Genomic DNA, 18,695 nt, shown 5'->3' on the forward strand with positions numbered 1-18,695 from the left:
TTGTGGCATCCAGGCCTGCCCGCGATGCACATGCAGCATGGCTACCTTTGCGCTTGCAGCATAACGGGTCTTCGATCTTGTGTGGCGTCAATCCGCTCAAACCGGCGTATTGCATCCATCAACACGAAACGCGCCATTGATGATGGGCTACGCCATGAAAACCAACGACACCAAAACTCTGACCATTTCCCAGTTCCAGGCCATTGAGGCCCGCGCGCATGAGCTGCGCGCGCAAGCCTTTGCCGCCATGGTGCGCCGCCTGTTCGGCGCCCTGTTCAGCGCTCCGCGCAAAGTGGTCTCCTGCCCCAGCTGCGCCCGCCCGCTGCACGGTTGAGGCTTCCGCAGCTCCCGCGGGAGCAGCGACCAGAATTGAAAACGCCGCGTGCCCAGACGGGCCGCGGCGTTTCTGTTTCCCAAGTCCGCGTCACTGATCTCGGGGCAGGAAACCGGAGGGATTGAAGACATCTGCGTAGGTCCCTTCATCCGCATACCAGCCCTCGAAGAAATCCTCAGGTCTTGCCATCTGGAGCGCTTTGTTTGTCATGGCAATAATGGCCTCCGTGCCATCCAGGCTCCAGGTCATCAATATTCCGGGATCCGGGAGATGCAGCCCCCAAACAGCCGCGCTCGTGATGCTTTGCGTCAGTAGGTAGCAAGGCTCAGCTTTTCTGAAGACCGATGGCGTCACCGTGTCGCTGTGGTGCCTGAACTCATCCCAGGCCGTCACTTGCGCACATCCGAAACAGGAGAGAAATTCCTGCACAACGGGTTCCAGTATGGCGGTCAGCCCGTCGTCCTCCGGCAAGTAGAGCCGGTTTTCCTTGCAGTAGGCGGTCAGCCGCTTCTGCAGGTCTATGCCGGCACGGTCCTGATAGCCGATGCAAGCCAGCAGCCAGATCGCCAGGTAAACCTTCCCCCTCGGCAGGTCCGGTGCGACCGCCTGGTGAACCGCCGCCCAGGAGACCGCTTCTCCGCGTGACTTTATCATGTCACTAAAGTTTTCCGGCCGGTCGTCGTAAGGAAGGACGTCTTCATAAAATTCTTTGCCAGCGAGAGAGGCCAAAGTCTTCGCTTTCCGGATCCGGTAAAATGGATGCAGCGCGACAAACACCTGATCATAGATCCCTTCCCACCAGGTCAGCATGGGCACCTTGCAGCTGGGATGCTGGATTGCTCTATTACCCGCCATGAAATCTGCACCTCGAAAACACTTCCCGCGGCAGTTTAATTGGCCCGCAGCCAGACGCAACAGCGCCGCGGGCCCGTAGAGGACCGCGGCGCCAGGCCCAACCGGACCTGCTGCATCTTCGATGCGGCATGGCCCGGGCGGGAGAACCGACCTGCCCTTCCCGCTGGGTCAGCGCATGCGGCTGACCACCACCGTCACCTCGGGCTTCTTGCCGATCTCCGCTTGCGCGGTCTGGCGGGTGATGCGGCGCAGCTCCTGCTCCAGCCTGTCGTCATCGCGCAGGGTCTTGGCGCCGGCGCGCATCAGGAACTGGTTCAGGTCCTCCTCCAGCACCTCGACCAGCGCGGCATTGGAGGTGCCGGTCTCGGGCAGCCCCTTAAGATCGCACCAGGGCTCGCCCAGCGGTTCGTCTTCTTCATCGAGGATCACCGTCACCAGCACATGGCCATTCAGCGCCATGCGGATGCGGTCGCGCACGATGCCATCCAGCGCGCCGTATTTGACAGAACCGTCCAGATAAGTGCGGCCGGTTTCGATCCATTCGGTCACCTTGGGCGCGTCGCCTGACAGGTCCATCATCATGCCGTTCACCACCACGGCGCTGGCGATGCCCTTTTCCTCGCCCAGGCGGGCGTGCTGGCGCAGGTGGCGGTGCTCACCGTGCATCGGGATCAGCATCTTGGGCTTCAGCAGGTTGTGAACCGCCTCCAGGTCCGGACCGTTGGCGTGGCCGGAGACGTGGTAGAGGCCGGAGCTGTCATCGACCACATCGACACCCATTTCGGAGAACTGGTTGATGATGCGGATGACACCCTTCTCATTGCCCGGGATGGTCTTGGAGGAGAACAGGAACAGGTCGCCCTCTTTCAGCTCCAGCCCGCGGTATTTCCCGCGCGCCAGCTGCGCGGTGGCGGCACGGCGCTCGCCCTGGCTGCCGGTGGTGATCAGCATCAGGTTGTCGCGCGGCACGTTGGCGGCGTCCTCCGGGCTGATCACCTTGGGGAAGTCGACCAGCACGCCGGTTTCCACAGCCGCCTCGATCATCCGGCGCATGGCACGGCCCAGCAGCACCACGGAGCGGCCCGCCTTCACCCCGGCCTCAGCCAGGGTTTTCACCCGTGCCACGTTGGACGCAAATGTGGTGGCGGCGACCAGCCCCTTGGCCTCGGAGAACAGCTTGGTGATCTCTTCCGGAAGTTCAGATTCCGAACGGCCCGGATGCTGCGAGAACACATTGGTGGAATCGCAGACCAGTGCCTGGATGCCATCCTTGGCGATCTCCGCCCACATCTCCGGATCAAAGGGCTCACCCACCAGCGGGTTTGCATCCAGCTTGAAGTCGCCGGTATGCACCACGCGGCCTGCCGGGCTGTCGATCACCAGCGCGCCGCTTTCGGGGATTGAGTGGCTCATCGGCGCCACGCCGATGGTGAACCGGCCAAGCTTGGTTACCTCCGGCCAGGCCTGAACGGTGTGCACATTTGCCGGGTCGCGGCCTGCTTCTTCCATCTTGCGGCGCGCCAGGTTGGCGGTGAAGGCGCGGGCGTAAACCGGCACATTCAGATGCGCATAGAGGTGGGCAATAGCGCCGATGTGGTCCTCATGCCCGTGGGTGATGAAGATGCCTTCCAGCCGGTCGGCGCGCTCCTTCAGCCAGGTAATGTCGGGCATGATCAGGTCGACGCCCGGTGTGGTGTCCATGTCCGGGAATGTCACGCCCAGGTCGACCAGGATCAGCCGTTCCTTGCCCTGCGGGCCGTAGCCATAAACATAGGCGTTCATGCCAATTTCACCCGCCCCGCCGAGGGGCAGGTAGATCAATCTATCACTGCTCATGCGTCAGTACCGTTTTCCTTGTTGTATTTATGGATGATCTGCAGCCCATGCATGGTGAGATCATCCTCATATGCGTCAAACAGATCGGCAGATTGCTGGAACAATGGCGCCAGCCCGCCGGTTGAGATTACTTTCATCGGCACCGCGCGTTCCGCCTTGATGCGCTCGCAGATCTCGCGCACGAGGCCGACATAGCCCCAGAACACACCGGACTGCATGCAGGCGACGGTGTTGGTTCCGATCACGTTCTGCGGCTTGGAAATATCCACATGGGGCAGCGCAGCTGCGGCCTGGTGCAGCGCCTCAAGGCTCAGGTTCACGCCGGGCGCGATCACCCCGCCGACATAGGCGCCGTCTTCGGCCACCACGTCAAAGGTGGTGGCAGTGCCAAAGTCCACCACGATCAGGTTTCCGCCATAGGTGTCAAACCCTGAAACCGTGTTGACCAGCCGGTCGGGGCCGACCGCGGTGCCCTCGTCCACCCGCACCGCAACGGGCAGCAAGCATTCGGGTTTGCCCACCACCAGGGGACGTGTGTTGAAATAGCGGTCCGCCAGCACACGCAGGTTGAACACCACCCGCGGCACGGTGGAAGAGATGATCATGTCGGTGATATCCGCCTCGATCCCCTGCAGCCGCATCAGCGTGCTGAGCCAGACGTAGTACTGGTCCGCCGTGCGCTGCCATTCGGTGGCGGTGCGCCACATGCCGATGAACTTCTCGCCGTCATAGATCGAGAAGACGGTGTTGGTATTGCCGCAATCAACTGCCAGAAGCATTGCTGCTCCTTCCTAGAAATAGATGTCTGCCGCGGGAATGCTGACGCGGCCCTTGGCGGTGTTTAGGACAAGGTTGCCGCTGGCGTCCACCGTTTCAAAGGTGCCTTCGGTCTCTGACGACGCAGTCTTGGCCGTGATCACCTCGCCCAGCTTGGCTGCGCGCGCGAGCCATTCGGTGCGGATCGGCTCGAACCCGTAGGTTGCGAACTGCTGCTCATAGCGGGCGAAGGCCTCGGCCACGGCCTCCAGGAATTCCTCCGGCGTGACCTGCACGCCGGTCTCCGACAACAGCGACACAGGCCAGACCGCGCCGGGTTCCAGCCATTCCTTCATCGGCGTTTCCACCAGGTTGACGCCGATGCCGACAAACAGGTGGTTCACGCCTTTGCCGTTGCCGGCGCTTTCCAGAAGGATCCCCGCCAGTTTGCCGCCCTTCAGCAGCACATCGTTCGGCCATTTCAGGGACAGGCCCTCGCTGCGGCCAGTGACCGCGACACAGGCGTCATAGACCGCCAAGGCAGCGACAAAGCTGCGCAGCGCCGCCTGATCCGGGGCGCCTTCGGGGCGCATCACCAAGGTGGCGGCGAAGTTGCCCTTGGGATCCTTCCAGTCGCGGCCGCGGCGGCCCCGCCCTTGCGTCTGGCGCAGGGCCAGGATCCATTCAGGACCTGCCAGTTCCCCGGCGATGCGGGCGGCCTCGTTCAGGGTGCTGTCCACCTCATCAAGCACCCGTTTTCCATATCCTGCTGGCCAGCTCATGTGCGCTCCTTAGATGCGGAAAGGCCCGGTCGCAAGACCGGGCCTCTTTAGCCTGCCTGAAAAGCAGATCAATTTACAAGGGTTGCTGCGGCAGCAGCGGCAGCGCCGTCGATGCCGAACTGGTAGACCACGCCCACCAGCATCAGCGCCGCAGAAGCCATCAGCGCCACGCCCAGAACCGGAGAGCCCTTCGCTTCCACATCATCCTCGCCAGTGCCGAAGTACATGTAGAAGACGATGCGCAGGTAGTAGAAAGCACCGATGACGGAAGCGACGGCAGAGGCGATCACCAGCGTCATCAGGCCCGCATCAACACCCGCCTGCCAAACGCCGAACTTGGCAAAGAAGCCCAGCATCGGCGGCACGCCTGCCAGGGAGAACATCAGGATCAGCACCGCCAGCGCCTTGCCCGGCTCGCGTGCAGCGAACTGGTTCAGGGCCAGGATGTCCGTGACCGGCTTGCCGTCCTTCTCCAGCATCAGGATGAAGGAGAAGGTGCCGATGTTCATGGTGACGTAGATCGCCAGGTACACCAGCATCGCGGTGATGCCGGCTTCAGTGCCGGCCGCCAGGCCGATCATTGCATAGCCCATGTGGGCGATGGAGGAGAAGGCCATCAGCCGTTTGATGTCGCGCTGGCCGATTGCCGCAATGGCGCCCAGGAACATCGACAGCACCGACAGCACCACGATGATCTGCTGCCAGTCAGCGATTGCGCCGCCGAAGGCGTCAAACAGCACCCGGGCAAAGAGGCCCATGGCCGCAACTTTCGGCGCAGTGGCAAAGAAGGCAGTCACCGGCGTCGGCGAGCCCTCATAGACATCCGGGGTCCACATGTGGAATGGAACCGCCGAAACCTTGAACGCAAGCCCCGAGATCATGAAGACCAGGCCGAACAGCATGCCGATGGACATATGGCCCTGCTCTGCCACCTGGATGATGCCCGCGAACTGGGTGGTGCCGGCAAAGCCGTAGACCAGCGAGGCGCCATAAAGCAGCAGGCCGGAGGACAATGCGCCCAGCACGAAGTACTTGAGGCCCGCCTCGGTCGACCTGACGCTGTCGCGGCGCATCGCGGCCACGACGTAGAGCGACAGCGACTGCAGCTCAAGCCCCATGTAGAGGGACATCAGGTCACCGGCGGAGACCATCATCATCATACCGACAGCGGCGAGCGCCACCAGGACCGGGTATTCGAACCGCAGGATGCCGCGGCGCGCCATGTACTCCTGGCCGATCAGCAGCACGGCGGAGGCGCCCAAGAGCAGCGCCACTTTGGCAAAGCGCGAGAAGCCGTCGTCGATGAACATGCCGTTGAACGCGGTCTGGGTGCCTTCCGGGCTGGAAGCAATCCAGAAGGCGACCAGCGCCAGCAAAGCCGCCGTGGCCCAGACCATCGGCACCGCCAGCTTGTCCTTGCCGGTGTAGACGGCGCCGATCAGCGCCGCCATGGCGTAAAGCGCCAGAACGATCTCTGGCAGGATTACAGTAAGATCAGCTTGGATCATCTGCCTGATGCTCCCTTAGTGCGAAGCAATCTGGGTCGCGGCGGGCGCAGTGTCCGCAGCAGCCAGAGACTGGTTGAAGTTTGCAATCAGCGCCTCGGTCGAGGGGCTGATGATGTCGGTGACCAGCGACGGATAGACACCCAGCAGCAGGGTCATGACGACCAGCGGCGCAAAGACGAAACGCTCGCGTGCGGACATGTCCTTGATGCCCATCAGGCTACCCTTGATCAGGTCGCCGAACACCACGCGGCGGTAGAGCCACAATGCGTAGCCGGCCGAGAAGATCACGCCGGTTGCCGCCACGGCGGTCACCCAGGTGTTCTTCTGGAAGGTGCCCATCAGGGTCAGGAACTCGCCGACAAAGCCCGAGGTGCCCGGCAGGCCAACGTTGCCCATGGTGAAGAACATGAAAACCAGCGCGTATGCCGGCATCCGGATCACCAGGCCGCCATAGGCGTCGATGTCGCGGGTGTGCATCCGGTCGTAGATCACGCCGACGCAAAGGAAGAGCGCGGCGGAGATGAACCCGTGCGACAGCATCTGGAAGATGGCGCCGTCGACGCCCTGCTGGTTGGCGGCAAAGATGCCCATGGTGACAAAGCCCATGTGCGCAACCGAAGAATAGGCGATCAGCTTCTTCATGTCCTCTTGCACCATCGCCACCAGCGAGGTGTAGACCACCGCAATCGCGGACATCCACAGGACCACATCGGTCATCACGTCCGCGCCCACCGGGAACATCGGCAGGGAGAAGCGCAGGAAGCCATAGCCGCCCATCTTCAGCAGGATCGCCGCCAGCACCACGGAGCCCGCGGTCGGCGCCTGCACGTGGGCGTCCGGCAGCCAGGTGTGCACCGGCCACATCGGCATCTTCACCGCGAAGGAGGCAAAGAACGCCAGGAACATCAGTGTCTGCGCGCCGCCCACGATGTGCAGCCCCAGCACGTCAAACGACGCCGCCGAGAAGCTGTGGGTCAGCAGGGTTTCGATATCAGTGGTGCCGGCATCAACATACATGAAGACCATCGCCACCAGCATCAGAACCGAGCCGAAGAAGGTGTAGAGGAAGAACTTGAAGGAGGCGTAGATCCGCTCCTTGCCGCCCCAGATGCCGATGATCAGGAACATCGGAATGAGGCCCGCCTCGAAGAACAGGTAGAACAGCACCAGGTCCAGCGCCATGAAGACGCCCAGCATCAGGGTCTCCAAGAGCAGGAAGGCGATCATGTATTCCTTCACCCGGTCGGTGACCGACCAGCTGGCCAGGATGGTCAGCGGCATGATGAAGGTGGTCAGCATCACGAAAAGAACCGAGATGCCGTCAACACCCATCTTGTACTTGAGCCCGAAGATCCAGGCCCGGTCCTCGACGAACTGGAATCCGGTGTTGGCCGGGTCGAACTGGGAATAGATCCCAAGGCTCACCAGGAAGGTGATCGTGGTGGCAAAGAGCGCAACAAACTTGGCGTTGCGCTGCGCCGCCTTATCCTCGCCGCGCAGGAACAGGGCCAGGATGGCCGCCGCGAGCGCCGGGATGAAGGTGACAATAGAAAGGAGATTGTCCATCAGTGCGCTCCTCCGCCGATCGACATCCAGGTGACCAGGGCTGCAATGCCCAGCACCATCCAGAAGGCATAAGTGAAGATGTAACCAGACTGTGCGCGTCCAGCGAGACGGGTGAAGAAGGGAACAACGCCCATGGCCAGACCGTTCAGGAAACCGTCGATGGTGTTGCCATCGCCGCGTTTCCAGAAGAAGCGGCCGAGCGCCACGGCCGGCTTGACGAAGATCACGTTGTAGATCTCGTCAAAGTACCATTTGTTCAGCAGGAACAGGTACAGCGGGCGCTGCTGCTTGGCCAGGCGTGCGGGCAACGACGGGTTCCAGATGTAGAACCACAGCGCCAGCACCAGGCCGCCCAGCATCGCGGCGAAGGGGGACAGTTTCACCCATTTCGGTGCCGCGTGGGCATCCTCCAGGATGTGGTTGTCCTTGCCGATATACAACGCGCCCTCGCCCGGCTTGCCGGCAAACACATAGTGGTGCTCACCGCCGTGTGCGGCGTCTTCGCCATGGGCAGCCTCTTCACCGTGCGCAGCGTCGTCGCCATGCGCGGCCTCTTCGCCGTGACCGGCTTCTTCGCCATGCGCGGCAGCAGACGCTTCCGCCACCGGGATGCCATAGAACTTGCCGACTTGATCAGCGTGGCCGAAGAAGCTGCTGTACCACAGCATGCCCGAGAAGATCGCGCCGAGGGCCAGCACGCCCAGCGGCACCAGCATGGTCCAAGGGCTTTCATGGGCATGGTCGTGGGTGTGCTTGTCGCCGCGTGCCTCGCCATAGAAGGTCATGAAGATCAGGCGCCAGGAGTAGAAGGAGGTCATGAAGGCCGCGATCACCAGCGCCCAGAAGCCGAACATCGAGCCGCCTGCATAGGCGCTTTCGATGATCGCATCCTTGGAGACAAAGCCGGCAAAGCCAACCCAGCCGCTCAGCGGAATGCCAACGCCGGTGATGGCCAGCGTGCCGATCATCATCGCCCAGAAGGTATAGGGGATCTTCTTGCGCAGCGCGCCATAGTTCCGCATGTCCTGCTCGTGATGCATGGCATGGATCACCGAACCGGCGCCAAGGAACAGCATCGCCTTGAAGAAAGCGTGGGTGAACAGGTGGAACATCGCCGCCGAGTACATGCCAACGCCGGCAGCCACGAACATGTAGCCCAGCTGAGAGCAGGTCGAATAGGCGATCACGCGTTTGATGTCGTTCTGAACCAGACCGACCGTGGCCGCAAAGAAGGCAGTTGCCGCACCAAGAGCGGTGATGAAGGCCGCGGCCTCAGGCGCGAACTCGATCAGCGGCGACATGCGGCAGACCAGGAACACGCCCGCGGTCACCATGGTTGCGGCGTGGATCAGCGCCGACACCGGGGTCGGGCCTTCCATCGCGTCGGGCAGCCAGGTGTGCAGGATCAGCTGCGCCGATTTGCCCATCGCGCCGACAAACAGCAGGAAGGCCAGCAGGTTTGCCGCGTTCCACTCAGACCACAGGAAGGAGACCTGGGTTTCCGCCAGCGTGGGCGCAGATGCAAAGATGTCAGACAGGTTGATGCTGTCGGTCAGGAAGAACAGGCCGAAGATACCCAGCGCAAAGCCGAAGTCGCCGACCCGGTTGACGATGAAGGCCTTCATCGCCGCCGCATTGGCCGACGGTTTGCGGTAGTAGAAGCCGATCAGCAGGTAGGAAGCCACGCCGACGCCTTCCCAGCCGAAGAACATCTGCACCAGGTTGTCGGAGGTCACCAGCATCAGCATCGCAAAGGTGAAGAACGACAGGTAGGCAAAGAAGCGCGGCTTGTAGCTTTCGCCCTCTTTCCACTGCGGGTCATGGTCCATGTAGCCGAAGGAATAGAGGTGCACGAGCGAGGAGACCGTGGTGATCACGATCAGCATGATCGCGGTCAGCCGGTCCAGGCGGATCGCCCAGGAGGTCGACAGCGAGCCGCTTTCGATCCAGCGGAAAATCTCGATGTTCTGGGTCACCCCGTCAAACGACAGGAAGGTGATCCAGCTAAGCAGCGCCGCCAGGAACAGCAGCGCCGTGGCAGTCACGGTGGCGGCTTTCTCGCCGATCATCTTGTGGCCGAAGCCGCAGATGATGGCGCCAACCAGCGGGGCAAAGAGAAGGATGGTTTCCATGTGTCTTTAGCCCTTCATCACGTTGACGTCTTCGACGGCGATGGTGCCGCGGTTGCGGAAGAAGCAGACCAGGATCGCAAGGCCGATGGCGGCCTCAGCCGCGGCCACGGTCAGCACGAACAGGGTGAAGACCTGCCCCACCAGATCGCCCAGGAACGAGGAGAAGGCGACCAGGTTGATGTTCACCGCCAGCAGCATCAGTTCGATGCTCATCAGCAGGATGATCACGTTCTTGCGGTTCAGGAAGAGCCCGAAGATGCCGATGACGAACAGCGTCGCTGCCACTGTAAGGTAGTGTTCAAGACCGATCATAGCTTTGCTCCTGCCGAGTCCGGATAGTAATGTTTACAGCCGCACGTGAGGTCATAGGTATGCGCGGGACGGCGCTCTGAGTTCGAAATGCCTATACGCCTGCCGATGATCGTAACAGTGTCCGCATTAATCATTTCTGCGTTCTTCGCAATGGCCTCGATCTCGGCCAAATCCATAGGGTTACCCGCTCCTGCTGACGCTTCAACCTGCAGAGACAACACTTGGAAGGGTTCTTCTTGGCGATTTTCCAATTCCTCTTTGGTCATTGCCCCAGCGTAAGAGCCTGGACCAAAGACTACGGCCTTTGCTTCCGCGCAGTTTGACACAATTTGGCTATGCGCCACGGCGCATGCAGAGCCCGAGTGGTACAGCTGCGAAACAAATCCGGCGCCAAGATCAACTGCTTCGGAAAGCCCCTCCGAGCCAAATTCCTCAGCGAAATGGGTCACGCCGCAGATCCCTTTCATTTCCGAAAAGGCCTGCTGGTTCAACCCAGGCTGGCAAGCCAGCGCGGCCGAAGCACTGATGCTCAGTGCCAAAGCTGATGCGATAAGTACCCTCAAAGCCCCTGCCCCGGTTTCACGTCCTTGAGCTCCATCGCCGCGGCCGGGTCGCGCATCATCTGGGCAACCACGTCCTGGCGCTTGACGTCGGTGCGGTGGCGCAGGGTCAGCACAATGGCGCCGATCATCGCCACCAGCAGGATCAGGCCCGCCAGCTGGAACAGAAGGAAATATTGATCATAGATGATGAGGCCGAGCGCCTCGGTGTTGTGGCGGTCCGCAGGCACCGGATTGGCCAGCAGCTCAGGCGCCTTGTGCGCGGTTTCCCAGACGCCGAAGGCCATCACGAACTGCATCAGGATCACCAGGCCAATGAGCAGCGCCAGCGGCATGTAGCGCGCCATCTCCGCCTTCAGCTCGGCAAAGTCCACGTCCAGCATCATCACCACAAACAGGAACAGCACCGCGACCGCGCCCACGTAGACGATGACCAGCAGCATGGCGACGAATTCCGCCCCCAGAAGCACAAACAGCCCGGCCGAGGAAAGGAAGGCCAGGATCAGCCACAGCACCGAATGCACCGGCTGGCGGCTGATCACGGTGAACAGCCCGCCGGTGATGGCGCTGATGGCGAAGAGGTAGAAGGCAAAAACGCTCATGTCTCATCGTCCCTTTTGTCGTCCATGACTCCTTGCGCCAGATCCAGCGCCCGGTTCATGGCCGGAATGCCGGCAAACACCGACATCTGTCCGATCGTTTCCACGATCTCTTGTTTCTTGGCGCCGGCCGCGAGGGCGTGGCGCACGGTCTGGCGCACGGCACTGTCAGCCTGCGCGCCCTGCATTGTCAGCCCGGCCAGTGTCAGCAGCAGCCGGGTTTTGGCATCCAGCCCGTCCTTGTTGACGGTGTTGCCGAACATCATTTCCATGACCTCTTTGGGCATGGTGGGCCACAGCGCCTCGAACTCCTTGAACGCCTCGGAGGGCGAGAAGTTCTCCAGCGCCGGGTTGAACGCCTTGGCCATCTGCTGGGCCTGAGCCATCATGGCCTCGAAAGGGTTCTTGGGATCGGTCACTGTTCTTTCCAGTCCAAGCTTGGCCAATTAGAGTTCGCGAAAACCCAAATAACGACGATATTCACAACTGGCACCGCCATTAGTATCCCAACCCAAGGCGAGTGGCCGCTACGCTTCGCGATTTTCATCGACGGAATTCCGTAGGCGACAAACCCAATTGCAAAGAAGATCAGAAGCGCTGGCAGGCCAGTAACTTGGTACTGCATTTGTACCGCTTCGGAAGCATTATCCATTTGATGTCTCCCTTATCGGTACGGCGCGTCGATTTCCAGGTTGCGGGCAATCTCGGCTTCCCAGCGCTCCCCGTTCGAAAGCAGCTTCTCCTTGTCGTAGAACAGCTCCTCGCGGGTTTCGGTGGCGAACTCGAAGTTCGGGCCTTCGACAATCGCATCCACCGGGCAGGCTTCCTGGCAGAAGCCGCAGTAGATGCATTTGGTCATGTCGATGTCATAGCGCGTGGTGCGGCGGCTGCCGTCCTCGCGCGGTTCCGCGTCGATGGTGATCGCCTGCGCCGGGCAAACCGCCTCGCACAGTTTGCAGGCAATGCAGCGCTCCTCGCCGTTCGGATAGCGGCGCAGCGCGTGCTCACCGCGGAAGCGGGGCGACAGCGGGCCCTTCTCGTGCGGGTAGTTCAGGGTGGCCTTGGGGGCGAAGAAATACTTCAGCCCCAGCTTGAAGCCGACCCAGAAATCCTGCAGCAGGAAGTATTTGGCGGCGCGGGTGTAGTCGATGTTCGCCATCAGTTAGCCTCCCACGGTCCAGCGGGCGAAGATGCCCCAGAACCAGTCAAATTTTGCAGCAAAGGACACGAAGACCACCCAGGCCAGCGAGAACGGCAGGAACACCTTCCAGCCCAGGCGCATCAGCTGGTCGTAGCGGTAGCGCGGGGTGATCGCCTTTACCATTGCGAAGAGGAAGAAGAAGAACGCCATCTTGCCGACCATCCACAGGACGCCATCGGGCAGGCCCGGGATCGGGGACAGCCAGCCGCCAAAGAACAACAGGGATGTCAGCGCGCACATCAGGAAGATGGCAATGTATTCACCGGCCATGAACAAGAGGAACGGTGTTGCCGAGTATTCCACCTGGTAGCCCGCGACCAGTTCGGACTCCGCTTCGGGCAGGTCGAACGGCGGCCGGTTGGTTTCTGCCAGCGCCGAGATGAAGAACAGGAACACCATCGGGAAATGCGGGATCCAGTACCAGTTCAGCAGGCCCAGATCGCCGTCCTGCGCCCGCACGATGTCGCCGAAGTTCATGCTGCCGGTGGAAATGATCACACCGATGATGATCAGGCCGATGGAGACCTCATAGGAGATCATCTGCGCGGCGGAGCGCAAGCTGCCCAGGAACGGGTATTTCGAGTTCGACGCCCAGCCGCCCATGATCACGCCGTAGACCTCCAAGCTGGAGACCGCGAAGACATAAAGGATGGCGACGTTGATGTCGCTGAGCACCCAGCCGTCGTTGAACGGGATCACCGCCCAGGCGATCATTGCCAGCACGAAGGAGGTCATCGGCGCCAGGATAAAGACGGTGCGGTCGGCGCCCGCCGGGATCACCACTTCCTTGACCACGTATTTCAGTGCGTCGGCCACTGACTGCAGCAGGCCATAGACACCCACCACGTTCGGGCCCCGGCGCATCTGGACCGCGGCCCAGATCTTGCGGTCCCCGTAGACGAGGAACAGGAGCGAGATCATCACAAAGGCAACAACTGCAAGCACTTGCGCCAGGATCAGAACAGCGATGCCGCCTGGAGTGTTAAAGAAATCAGCCATAGGTCCTCACACCGTGGGTATTCCGTTCGCCGCGCAATCCGCGACCACGACTTCGGCGTCGATGGTGCGCAATCCGCGCGGCAGAGAGGGCGAAATCAGGTAGACCGCGTCCGCGGTCCGGCTGCCCCCTGCCTGTTTCGTTGTTGTGCGCACATGGCGCGCGAACCCGTAGTCCCGGATCAGCGCATATTGCGCGGCGGCGCATTCCGCATAATTGTCGAGGTCGCCAAGCACGGCAGCGCCGCGCATGGAGACATGAAATTGCACCAGATCGCCCTCCAGCAGGCTGGTTTCCACCCCTTCGTACACCGGGGCGGGCCGCTCTCCTTCGCTGCCCGGGGCCATTGCGCAGGCGGCCAGCAGGAAAGGCGTTATGAGGGCGAAGCGGATCATTCGGCGGCCATTGCCTCGTTTCCGCGGGCCTTCACACCTGCCGACAGCTCTGCCATCAGCTGCGATGCGCGGGCAATCGGGTTGGTCAGGTAGAAATCCTTGATCGCGGGCAGGAAGTCGGCGTTGCCGAGTTTGTCCTGCTCCAGCGGCTCGCCGTCTTTGTCGGCCACTTCGTCGATCTGCGCCAGGTGCGGTACTTCCGCGACCAGGGCCTGACGCAGCTGCGCCAGCGAGTCATAGCCCAGCTTGGCATCTGCTTCGGCGCTGAGCGCGCGCAGGATGGCCCAGTTTTCCTTGGCCTCACCCGGCGCAAATGCAGCACGCATAGCCAATTGCGGCCGGCCTTCGGTGTTCACGAACAAGCCGTTTTCTTCGGTATAGGCGGCGCCCGGCAGGATCACATCAGCGCGGTGCGCGCCGCGGTCGCCGTGGCTGCCCTGGTAGATCACGAATGCACCGGCTTCGATTTCCACCTCATCAGCGCCGAGGTTATAGATCACCTCCGCCCCGTCGATGGCAGCTGCCATGCCGCCTTCGGTTACCGCACCGATGTCCATCGCGCCAACGCGGGACGCGGCAGTATGCAGCACCATCAGCTTGGAACCGGACAGTTCCGCCATCTTCTGGGCCGCCGCCATCACCGCCAGGCCGTCGGCCTCGCGCAGGGCGCCCTGCCCCACGATGATCACGGTTTTCTTGTTGTCGCGGGTCTCTTCCGAGACACCCTTGGCGATCATGTCGCTGAGGGCGTCGCGACCGGTGCCAGCGTGGTAGTACTCATAAGTCAGATCCGCCGCCGGGCCGATCAGCGCCACTTCGGCGCCGTTGGCCCAGGCCTTGCGGATGCGGGCATTCAGCACCGGCGCCTCGTCGCGCGGGTTGGTGCCGATCAGCAGGATCATTTCCGCGTCATCGAGGTCTTCGATGGTGGCGGTGCCGGCATAGCCCGCGCGGTTGCCGATCGGCAGGCGGGCATTATCAGTGCGGCATTCGACCTTGCCGCCCAGCCCCTCAACCAGCTGCTTCAGCGCAAAGGCTGCCTCAACCGGGGCCAGATCGCCAATCAGGCCTGCAACCTTCTTACCCTTCATGGCCGTAGCGGCGGCAGACAGAGCCTCGGCCCAGGTGGCGGGCTTCAGTTTGCCATCGACGCGCACATAAGGGCGGTCAAGGCGCTGGCGGCGCAACCCGTCCCAGACAAAGCGGGTCTTGTCGCTGATCCACTCCTCGTTCACGCCGTCGTGGTTGCGCGGCAGGATCCGCATCACTTCGCGGCCCTTGGTGTCGACGCGGATGTTCGACCCCAGCGCGTCCATCACGTCGATGGTTTCGGTCTTGGTCAGCTCCCATGGGCGGGCGGTGAAGGCATAGGGCTTGGACGTCAGCGCGCCCACCGGGCACAGGTCGATGATGTTGCCCTGCAAGTTCGATTGAAGCGTCTGGTTCAGGTAGGAGGTGATCTCCGCATCCTCGCCGCGGCCGGTCTGGCCCATCTGGGTGATGCCCGCGACCTCAGTGGTGAAGCGCACGCAGCGGGTGCAGCTGATGCAGCGGGTCATGGTGGTGGCAACCAGCGGGCCGAGGTCCAGATCGTCCACCGCGCGCTTGGCTTCCTTGAAGCGGCTTCCCGACAGGCCGTAGGCCATTGCCTGGTCCTGCAGGTCGCATTCGCCGCCCTGGTCGCAGATCGGGCAGTCCAGCGGGTGGTTGATCAGCATGAATTCCATCACGCCTTCGCGGGCCTTCTTGACCATCGGCGAATTGGTCTTCACCTGCGGTGCTTGACCCTCGGGACCGGGGCGCAGGTCGCGCACCTGCATCGCGCAGGAGGCAGCGGGCTTGGGCGGGCCGCCGACAACCTCAACCAGGCACATGCGGCAGTTGCCGGCAATCGACAGCCGCTCATGGTAGCAGAAGCGCGGGATCTCGACGCCGGCCTCCTCACAGGCCTGGATCAGGGTCATTGCCCCATCCACCTCGATCTCGGTTCCGTCAATGTTGATCTTGCGGAGGTCAGACATGGTCTATTTCGCCCTCAGTAACACGCCGATCGCGCTGTTTTTCTCAATCTCTGCGCGGCCATAGGCGCAGAATGTTTCAGGTTTGCCGTAGATGACCCCGTTCTGCGCCAGGAGCTTCTCTCCCTTGGCGCGCATCCGGGCCTTTTCGGCATCAGATTCGATGTAATCGCGGATTTCCGCGTCCGTGTACCCCAGCGCATTTGCCCGCGCTTTGAGCCGGCGCAACTCGCCCAGCCCTTTCAGGTAACGCGGGGAAATATCGCCGCAGATGTCCGAGACTTCCTTGGCGACGGCAACGGCAAACAGCGGGTCCTCGATTTCCTGCACGTCGCGCAGCGACGGTTTCGCCAGCGCGGCGGCAGGCAGGGCAACAAAAGCGGACAGAACAGCGGCAATCAGGGCACGCATGGCAGGGGACTCCTTCAGTTTCGAAGCCCCCATGCGCAGGCGCGCGCTGCTGCTATGCAATAGCAGCCGGGCCGCAAGGCCCTGATATGCCGGAAATCCGCTCACGGGGTGCAAGTCCCCTGGAACACAGCGCGGCCATCGGTGATGGTCAACGGAACGTCCTCATTGCGCGGATCATTGGCCCATTCGATGTCAGACGAGCCATAGGTGGCCACGCAGTATTTGGTGCCACTGTGGGCCGCCGCTTCGCGCGCGCCTTTGACGGACCGGTCAACACCCTTGATGTCGATCTGGAACACTGCGGGGTTGGTTTTCTTGTCGATCGGCTTGGCCTTCGCCTTGAAGGGCACGCCGTCATACAATTCGCGGTTCTTGTTGGTGACGGAGGTTCCGCAGGCCGAAACCAGCGCCAGAGCCGCCAGGCAAGCCGCAGGCACGGCCATCCGGTATGTCTTCATCATGCTCAAAATACTGCCGCCAATGCCAGGATCGCCAGACCCGCCATGCAGGCCCAGCCGAGAACGTAGAAAACAGAGCGCGGGCCGCTGTGCGGTTTGCCGATGCCCTGCAGGTGAATGAAAATCATGATGACCCGGGACACCACCGCCAGCGAGGCCAGCAGGTTCACCCAGAACGGCGCCGCGCCCGTCAGGACTGCCACCAGTGTCACAGTCAGAAAGGCCGGCAGCGTCTCGCAGCCGTTCAGATAGGCCCGGTTCAGCCGGTAGGCCTTTTCCGCATAGTCCTCCCGCGGCGTGGCCCCCGGTGCGAGGCCCGCCTTCTGCTTGGCCAGCGCCGAAAACGGCGACAGCGCCAGGGTGATCAGGGTAAAGATCACCAGCGCGGCCAGAGCGTGGGAATATGCGGCAAAGGCGTCCATCAGTTATTCCGCCGCCATCGCGCCCATGCGCCCGGTCTTCTGGGCCCGGATGCGGTCCTCGATTTCCTCGCGGAAGTTCTTGATCAGGCCCTGGATCGGCCAGGCCGCCGCGTCGCCAAGGGCGCAGATGGTGTGGCCCTCGACCTGTTTGGTCACGTCCCACAGCATGTCGATTTCTTCCAGCTCGGCCTCGCCCTTCACCAGGCGGTCCATGACGCGCATCATCCAGCCGGTGCCTTCCCGGCAGGGGGTGCACTGGCCGCAGCTTTCGTGCTTGTAGAACTTGGACAGGCGCCAGATCGCCTTGATGATGTCGGTTTGCTTGTCCATCACGATGACCGCCGCGGTGCCAAGGCCCGAGCCCAGCTCGCCGCGCAGGTAGTCGAAGTCCATGATCGCGTCGCGCATGTTCTCGCCGCGCACGCAGGGGACGGAGGAGCCGCCGGGGATCACCGCCAGCAGGTTGTCCCAGCCGCCGCGGATGCCGCCGCAATGCTTCTCGATCAGTTCCTCGAACCCGATCGACATCGCCTCTTCAACCACGCAGGGGTTGTTGACGTGGCCGGAGATCGCAAACAGCTTGGTGCCGGCGTTGTTCTGGCGCCCGAAGGAGGCAAACCAGTCGGCGCCGCGGCGCAGGATGGTTGGCACAACCGCGATGGATTCCACGTTGTTCACGGTGGTCGGGCATCCGTAAAGACCAGCACCTGCCGGGAACGGCGGCTTCATCCGGGGCATGCCCTTCTTGCCCTCCAGGCTTTCGATCAGGGCGGTTTCCTCGCCGCAGATATAGGCCCCTGCCCCGTGGTGCAGGAAGACGTCGAAATCCCAGCCGGAACCGGCTGCGTTTTTACCCAGAAGGCCCTTGTCGTAGCATTCGTCGATTGCCGCCTGCAGCGCCTCGCGCTCGCGGATGTATTCGCCGCGCAGGTAGATGTAGCAGGTATGCGCGTTCATCGCGAAGGATGCGATCAGCGCGCCCTCGATCAGCGTGTGCGGATCGTGGCGCATAATCTCGCGGTCCTTGCAGGTGCCGGGCTCGGATTCATCGGCGTTGATCACCAGATAGGCCGGGCGGCCGTCGCTTTCCTTGGGCATGAAGGACCATTTGAGGCCGGTCGGGAAACCCGCGCCGCCGCGGCCGCGCAGACCGCTGTCCTTCATCGTCTGAATGATCCAGTCGCGGCCCTTTTCGATGATGCCGGCCGTGCCGTCCCAATGGCCGCGCGCCTTGGCGCCCGCCAGTGTGCGCTCGTGCATCCCGTAAAGGTTGGTAAAGATCCGGTCCTGATCCTTCAGCATGTGTGCCTACCTTTGGCTGTCCCGGCGCATGCGCCAGAGTTGAAATATGTTGACCAGGGCATAGATCATGCCCGCCAGCGCGGCGAAGTCGAACAAAAGCGCGTAGCGCCCCGGCAGCCCCAGCATGGGGCCAATGAACAGCGAGACCACGATCCACAGCGAAATCGTCCCGGCGATCACCAATGCGATGTGCCGGCCCTTTGCTGCAATGGCCTGGTCCTGTTCCTTGCTCATCTGTTCCCTATCGCCAG

At 62.3% G+C, this 18,695-nt stretch carries 22 protein-coding genes; 1 reads left to right on the plus strand and 21 read right to left on the minus strand.

Translation table 11 applies throughout. The features are described 5' to 3' along the window. The first annotated feature begins 139 nt into the window (after nucleotides 1–139). Nucleotides 140–334, plus strand: a complete 195-nt coding sequence (locus RA24_RS05335) for an RSP_7527 family protein (RefSeq protein WP_019295975.1) — start codon at nucleotides 140–142, stop codon at nucleotides 332–334. Between the two features lie 90 nt (nucleotides 335–424). Here the strand turns inward: RA24_RS05335 and RA24_RS05340 are convergent, their stop codons facing one another. The 21 genes from RA24_RS05340 to RA24_RS05440 all read right to left on the minus strand — a co-directional run bounded on the left by RA24_RS05340 (nucleotide 425) and on the right by RA24_RS05440 (nucleotide 18,678). After that, nucleotides 425–1,144 carry a hypothetical protein gene (locus tag RA24_RS05340; RefSeq protein WP_039190324.1) on the minus strand — a complete coding sequence of 240 codons (720 nt, stop codon included), beginning with the start codon at nucleotides 1,142–1,144 and terminating at the stop codon, nucleotides 425–427. A gap of 213 nt (nucleotides 1,145–1,357) precedes the next feature. Continuing rightward, the gene (locus RA24_RS05345; protein WP_039190326.1) at nucleotides 1,358–3,025 is read right to left on the minus strand and encodes a ribonuclease J; all 1,668 of its coding nucleotides are present in this window, start codon (nucleotides 3,023–3,025) and stop codon (nucleotides 1,358–1,360) included. Then, a complete protein-coding gene (locus tag RA24_RS05350; protein ID WP_019295977.1) occupies nucleotides 3,022–3,804 on the minus strand; it encodes a type III pantothenate kinase in 783 nt (260 codons plus the stop codon). The genes RA24_RS05345 and RA24_RS05350 overlap by 4 nt, the downstream gene beginning before the upstream one ends. Nucleotides 3,805–3,816: 12 nt before the next feature. Continuing rightward, nucleotides 3,817–4,563 (minus strand): biotin--[acetyl-CoA-carboxylase] ligase, encoded by a 747-nt coding sequence (locus RA24_RS05355; RefSeq protein ID WP_019295978.1) that lies wholly within the window; start codon nucleotides 4,561–4,563, stop codon nucleotides 3,817–3,819. A gap of 68 nt (nucleotides 4,564–4,631) precedes the next feature. Next, a complete protein-coding gene (gene nuoN / locus RA24_RS05360; RefSeq protein WP_019295979.1) occupies nucleotides 4,632–6,071 on the minus strand; it encodes an NADH-quinone oxidoreductase subunit NuoN in 1,440 nt (479 codons plus the stop codon). 15 nt (nucleotides 6,072–6,086) lie between these two features. After that, complete coding sequence (locus RA24_RS05365; RefSeq protein ID WP_039145423.1) at nucleotides 6,087–7,637, minus strand: NADH-quinone oxidoreductase subunit M; 1,551 nt, start codon at nucleotides 7,635–7,637, stop codon at nucleotides 6,087–6,089. Next, the gene (gene nuoL / locus RA24_RS05370) at nucleotides 7,637–9,769 is read right to left on the minus strand and encodes an NADH-quinone oxidoreductase subunit L (protein ID WP_039190327.1); all 2,133 of its coding nucleotides are present in this window, start codon (nucleotides 9,767–9,769) and stop codon (nucleotides 7,637–7,639) included. Before nuoL ends, RA24_RS05365 begins: the two co-directional genes overlap by 1 nt. 6 nt (nucleotides 9,770–9,775) lie before the next feature. Beyond that, nucleotides 9,776–10,081, minus strand: a complete 306-nt coding sequence (gene nuoK, locus RA24_RS05375) for an NADH-quinone oxidoreductase subunit NuoK (RefSeq protein ID WP_008553673.1) — start codon at nucleotides 10,079–10,081, stop codon at nucleotides 9,776–9,778. After that, nucleotides 10,078–10,620, minus strand: coding sequence for a hypothetical protein (locus tag RA24_RS05380; RefSeq protein ID WP_152612811.1), 543 nt, complete (start codon nucleotides 10,618–10,620; stop codon nucleotides 10,078–10,080). Before RA24_RS05380 ends, nuoK begins: the two co-directional genes overlap by 4 nt. Nucleotides 10,621–10,640: 20 nt before the next feature. Then, a complete protein-coding gene (locus RA24_RS05385; protein WP_039145419.1) occupies nucleotides 10,641–11,243 on the minus strand; it encodes an NADH-quinone oxidoreductase subunit J in 603 nt (200 codons plus the stop codon). Next, complete coding sequence (locus RA24_RS05390) at nucleotides 11,240–11,659, minus strand: carboxymuconolactone decarboxylase family protein (RefSeq protein WP_039190331.1); 420 nt, start codon at nucleotides 11,657–11,659, stop codon at nucleotides 11,240–11,242. Before RA24_RS05390 ends, RA24_RS05385 begins: the two co-directional genes overlap by 4 nt. Then, nucleotides 11,656–11,892, minus strand: coding sequence for a hypothetical protein (locus tag RA24_RS05395; RefSeq protein WP_039170575.1), 237 nt, complete (start codon nucleotides 11,890–11,892; stop codon nucleotides 11,656–11,658). Before RA24_RS05395 ends, RA24_RS05390 begins: the two co-directional genes overlap by 4 nt. 12 nt (nucleotides 11,893–11,904) lie before the next feature. Continuing rightward, on the minus strand, nucleotides 11,905–12,399 hold the full coding sequence (gene nuoI / locus RA24_RS05400; protein ID WP_019295985.1) for an NADH-quinone oxidoreductase subunit NuoI: 495 nt from the start codon (nucleotides 12,397–12,399) through the stop codon (nucleotides 11,905–11,907). 3 nt (nucleotides 12,400–12,402) lie between these two features. Beyond that, nucleotides 12,403–13,440 (minus strand): NADH-quinone oxidoreductase subunit NuoH, encoded by a 1,038-nt coding sequence (nuoH, locus tag RA24_RS05405; RefSeq protein ID WP_019295986.1) that lies wholly within the window; start codon nucleotides 13,438–13,440, stop codon nucleotides 12,403–12,405. 6 nt (nucleotides 13,441–13,446) lie between these two features. After that, the gene (locus RA24_RS05410; protein ID WP_039190332.1) at nucleotides 13,447–13,833 is read right to left on the minus strand and encodes a hypothetical protein; all 387 of its coding nucleotides are present in this window, start codon (nucleotides 13,831–13,833) and stop codon (nucleotides 13,447–13,449) included. Then, a complete protein-coding gene (gene nuoG / locus RA24_RS05415) occupies nucleotides 13,830–15,854 on the minus strand; it encodes an NADH-quinone oxidoreductase subunit NuoG (protein WP_039190334.1) in 2,025 nt (674 codons plus the stop codon). The genes RA24_RS05410 and nuoG overlap by 4 nt, the downstream gene beginning before the upstream one ends. Nucleotides 15,855–15,857: 3 nt before the next feature. After that, complete coding sequence (locus RA24_RS05420; protein ID WP_029204797.1) at nucleotides 15,858–16,262, minus strand: DUF5333 domain-containing protein; 405 nt, start codon at nucleotides 16,260–16,262, stop codon at nucleotides 15,858–15,860. A 101-nt stretch (nucleotides 16,263–16,363) separates the two neighbouring features. Next, nucleotides 16,364–16,723 (minus strand): hypothetical protein, encoded by a 360-nt coding sequence (locus RA24_RS05425; RefSeq protein ID WP_237754595.1) that lies wholly within the window; start codon nucleotides 16,721–16,723, stop codon nucleotides 16,364–16,366. A gap of 2 nt (nucleotides 16,724–16,725) precedes the next feature. After that, nucleotides 16,726–17,142 (minus strand): MAPEG family protein, encoded by a 417-nt coding sequence (locus RA24_RS05430; RefSeq protein ID WP_019295991.1) that lies wholly within the window; start codon nucleotides 17,140–17,142, stop codon nucleotides 16,726–16,728. A 3-nt stretch (nucleotides 17,143–17,145) separates the two neighbouring features. After that, nucleotides 17,146–18,444 carry an NADH-quinone oxidoreductase subunit NuoF gene (gene nuoF, locus RA24_RS05435; RefSeq protein ID WP_039145411.1) on the minus strand — a complete coding sequence of 433 codons (1,299 nt, stop codon included), beginning with the start codon at nucleotides 18,442–18,444 and terminating at the stop codon, nucleotides 17,146–17,148. A gap of 6 nt (nucleotides 18,445–18,450) precedes the next feature. Continuing rightward, complete coding sequence (locus RA24_RS05440) at nucleotides 18,451–18,678, minus strand: DUF5337 domain-containing protein (RefSeq protein ID WP_019295993.1); 228 nt, start codon at nucleotides 18,676–18,678, stop codon at nucleotides 18,451–18,453. Between the last annotated feature and the right edge of the window lie 17 nt (nucleotides 18,679–18,695).

The sequence above is a fragment of the Leisingera sp. ANG-M6 genome (assembly GCF_000813905.1).
Taxonomy (GTDB): Bacteria; Pseudomonadota; Alphaproteobacteria; order Rhodobacterales; family Rhodobacteraceae; genus Leisingera.

Coding starts and splice junctions, on each gene's coding strand:
- RA24_RS05345 (WP_039190326.1), bottom strand. CDS start 3,025: ATGAGCAGTGATAGATTGATCTACCTGCCCCTCGGCGGGGCGGGTGAA.
- RA24_RS05355 (WP_019295978.1), bottom strand. CDS start 4,563: ATGAGCTGGCCAGCAGGATATGGAAAACGGGTGCTTGATGAGGTGGAC.
- nuoN (WP_019295979.1), bottom strand. CDS start 6,071: ATGATCCAAGCTGATCTTACTGTAATCCTGCCAGAGATCGTTCTGGCG.
- nuoH (WP_019295986.1), bottom strand. CDS start 13,440: ATGGCTGATTTCTTTAACACTCCAGGCGGCATCGCTGTTCTGATCCTG.
- nuoF (WP_039145411.1), bottom strand. CDS start 18,444: ATGCTGAAGGATCAGGACCGGATCTTTACCAACCTTTACGGGATGCAC.
- RA24_RS05350 (WP_019295977.1), bottom strand. CDS start 3,804: ATGCTTCTGGCAGTTGATTGCGGCAATACCAACACCGTCTTCTCGATC.
- nuoI (WP_019295985.1), bottom strand. CDS start 12,399: ATGGCGAACATCGACTACACCCGCGCCGCCAAATACTTCCTGCTGCAG.
- nuoL (WP_039190327.1), bottom strand. CDS start 9,769: ATGGAAACCATCCTTCTCTTTGCCCCGCTGGTTGGCGCCATCATCTGC.
- RA24_RS05425 (WP_237754595.1), bottom strand. CDS start 16,723: ATGATGAAGACATACCGGATGGCCGTGCCTGCGGCTTGCCTGGCGGCT.
- RA24_RS05365 (WP_039145423.1), bottom strand. CDS start 7,637: ATGGACAATCTCCTTTCTATTGTCACCTTCATCCCGGCGCTCGCGGCG.
- RA24_RS05335 (WP_019295975.1), top strand. CDS start 140: ATGATGGGCTACGCCATGAAAACCAACGACACCAAAACTCTGACCATT.
- RA24_RS05385 (WP_039145419.1), bottom strand. CDS start 11,243: ATGAGCGTTTTTGCCTTCTACCTCTTCGCCATCAGCGCCATCACCGGC.
- RA24_RS05420 (WP_029204797.1), bottom strand. CDS start 16,262: ATGCGTGCCCTGATTGCCGCTGTTCTGTCCGCTTTTGTTGCCCTGCCT.
- RA24_RS05410 (WP_039190332.1), bottom strand. CDS start 13,833: ATGATCCGCTTCGCCCTCATAACGCCTTTCCTGCTGGCCGCCTGCGCA.
- RA24_RS05340 (WP_039190324.1), bottom strand. CDS start 1,144: ATGCTGACCTGGTGGGAAGGGATCTATGATCAGGTGTTTGTCGCGCTG.
- nuoG (WP_039190334.1), bottom strand. CDS start 15,854: ATGTCTGACCTCCGCAAGATCAACATTGACGGAACCGAGATCGAGGTG.
- nuoK (WP_008553673.1), bottom strand. CDS start 10,081: ATGATCGGTCTTGAACACTACCTTACAGTGGCAGCGACGCTGTTCGTC.
- RA24_RS05395 (WP_039170575.1), bottom strand. CDS start 11,892: ATGGATAATGCTTCCGAAGCGGTACAAATGCAGTACCAAGTTACTGGC.
- RA24_RS05440 (WP_019295993.1), bottom strand. CDS start 18,678: ATGAGCAAGGAACAGGACCAGGCCATTGCAGCAAAGGGCCGGCACATC.
- RA24_RS05430 (WP_019295991.1), bottom strand. CDS start 17,142: ATGGACGCCTTTGCCGCATATTCCCACGCTCTGGCCGCGCTGGTGATC.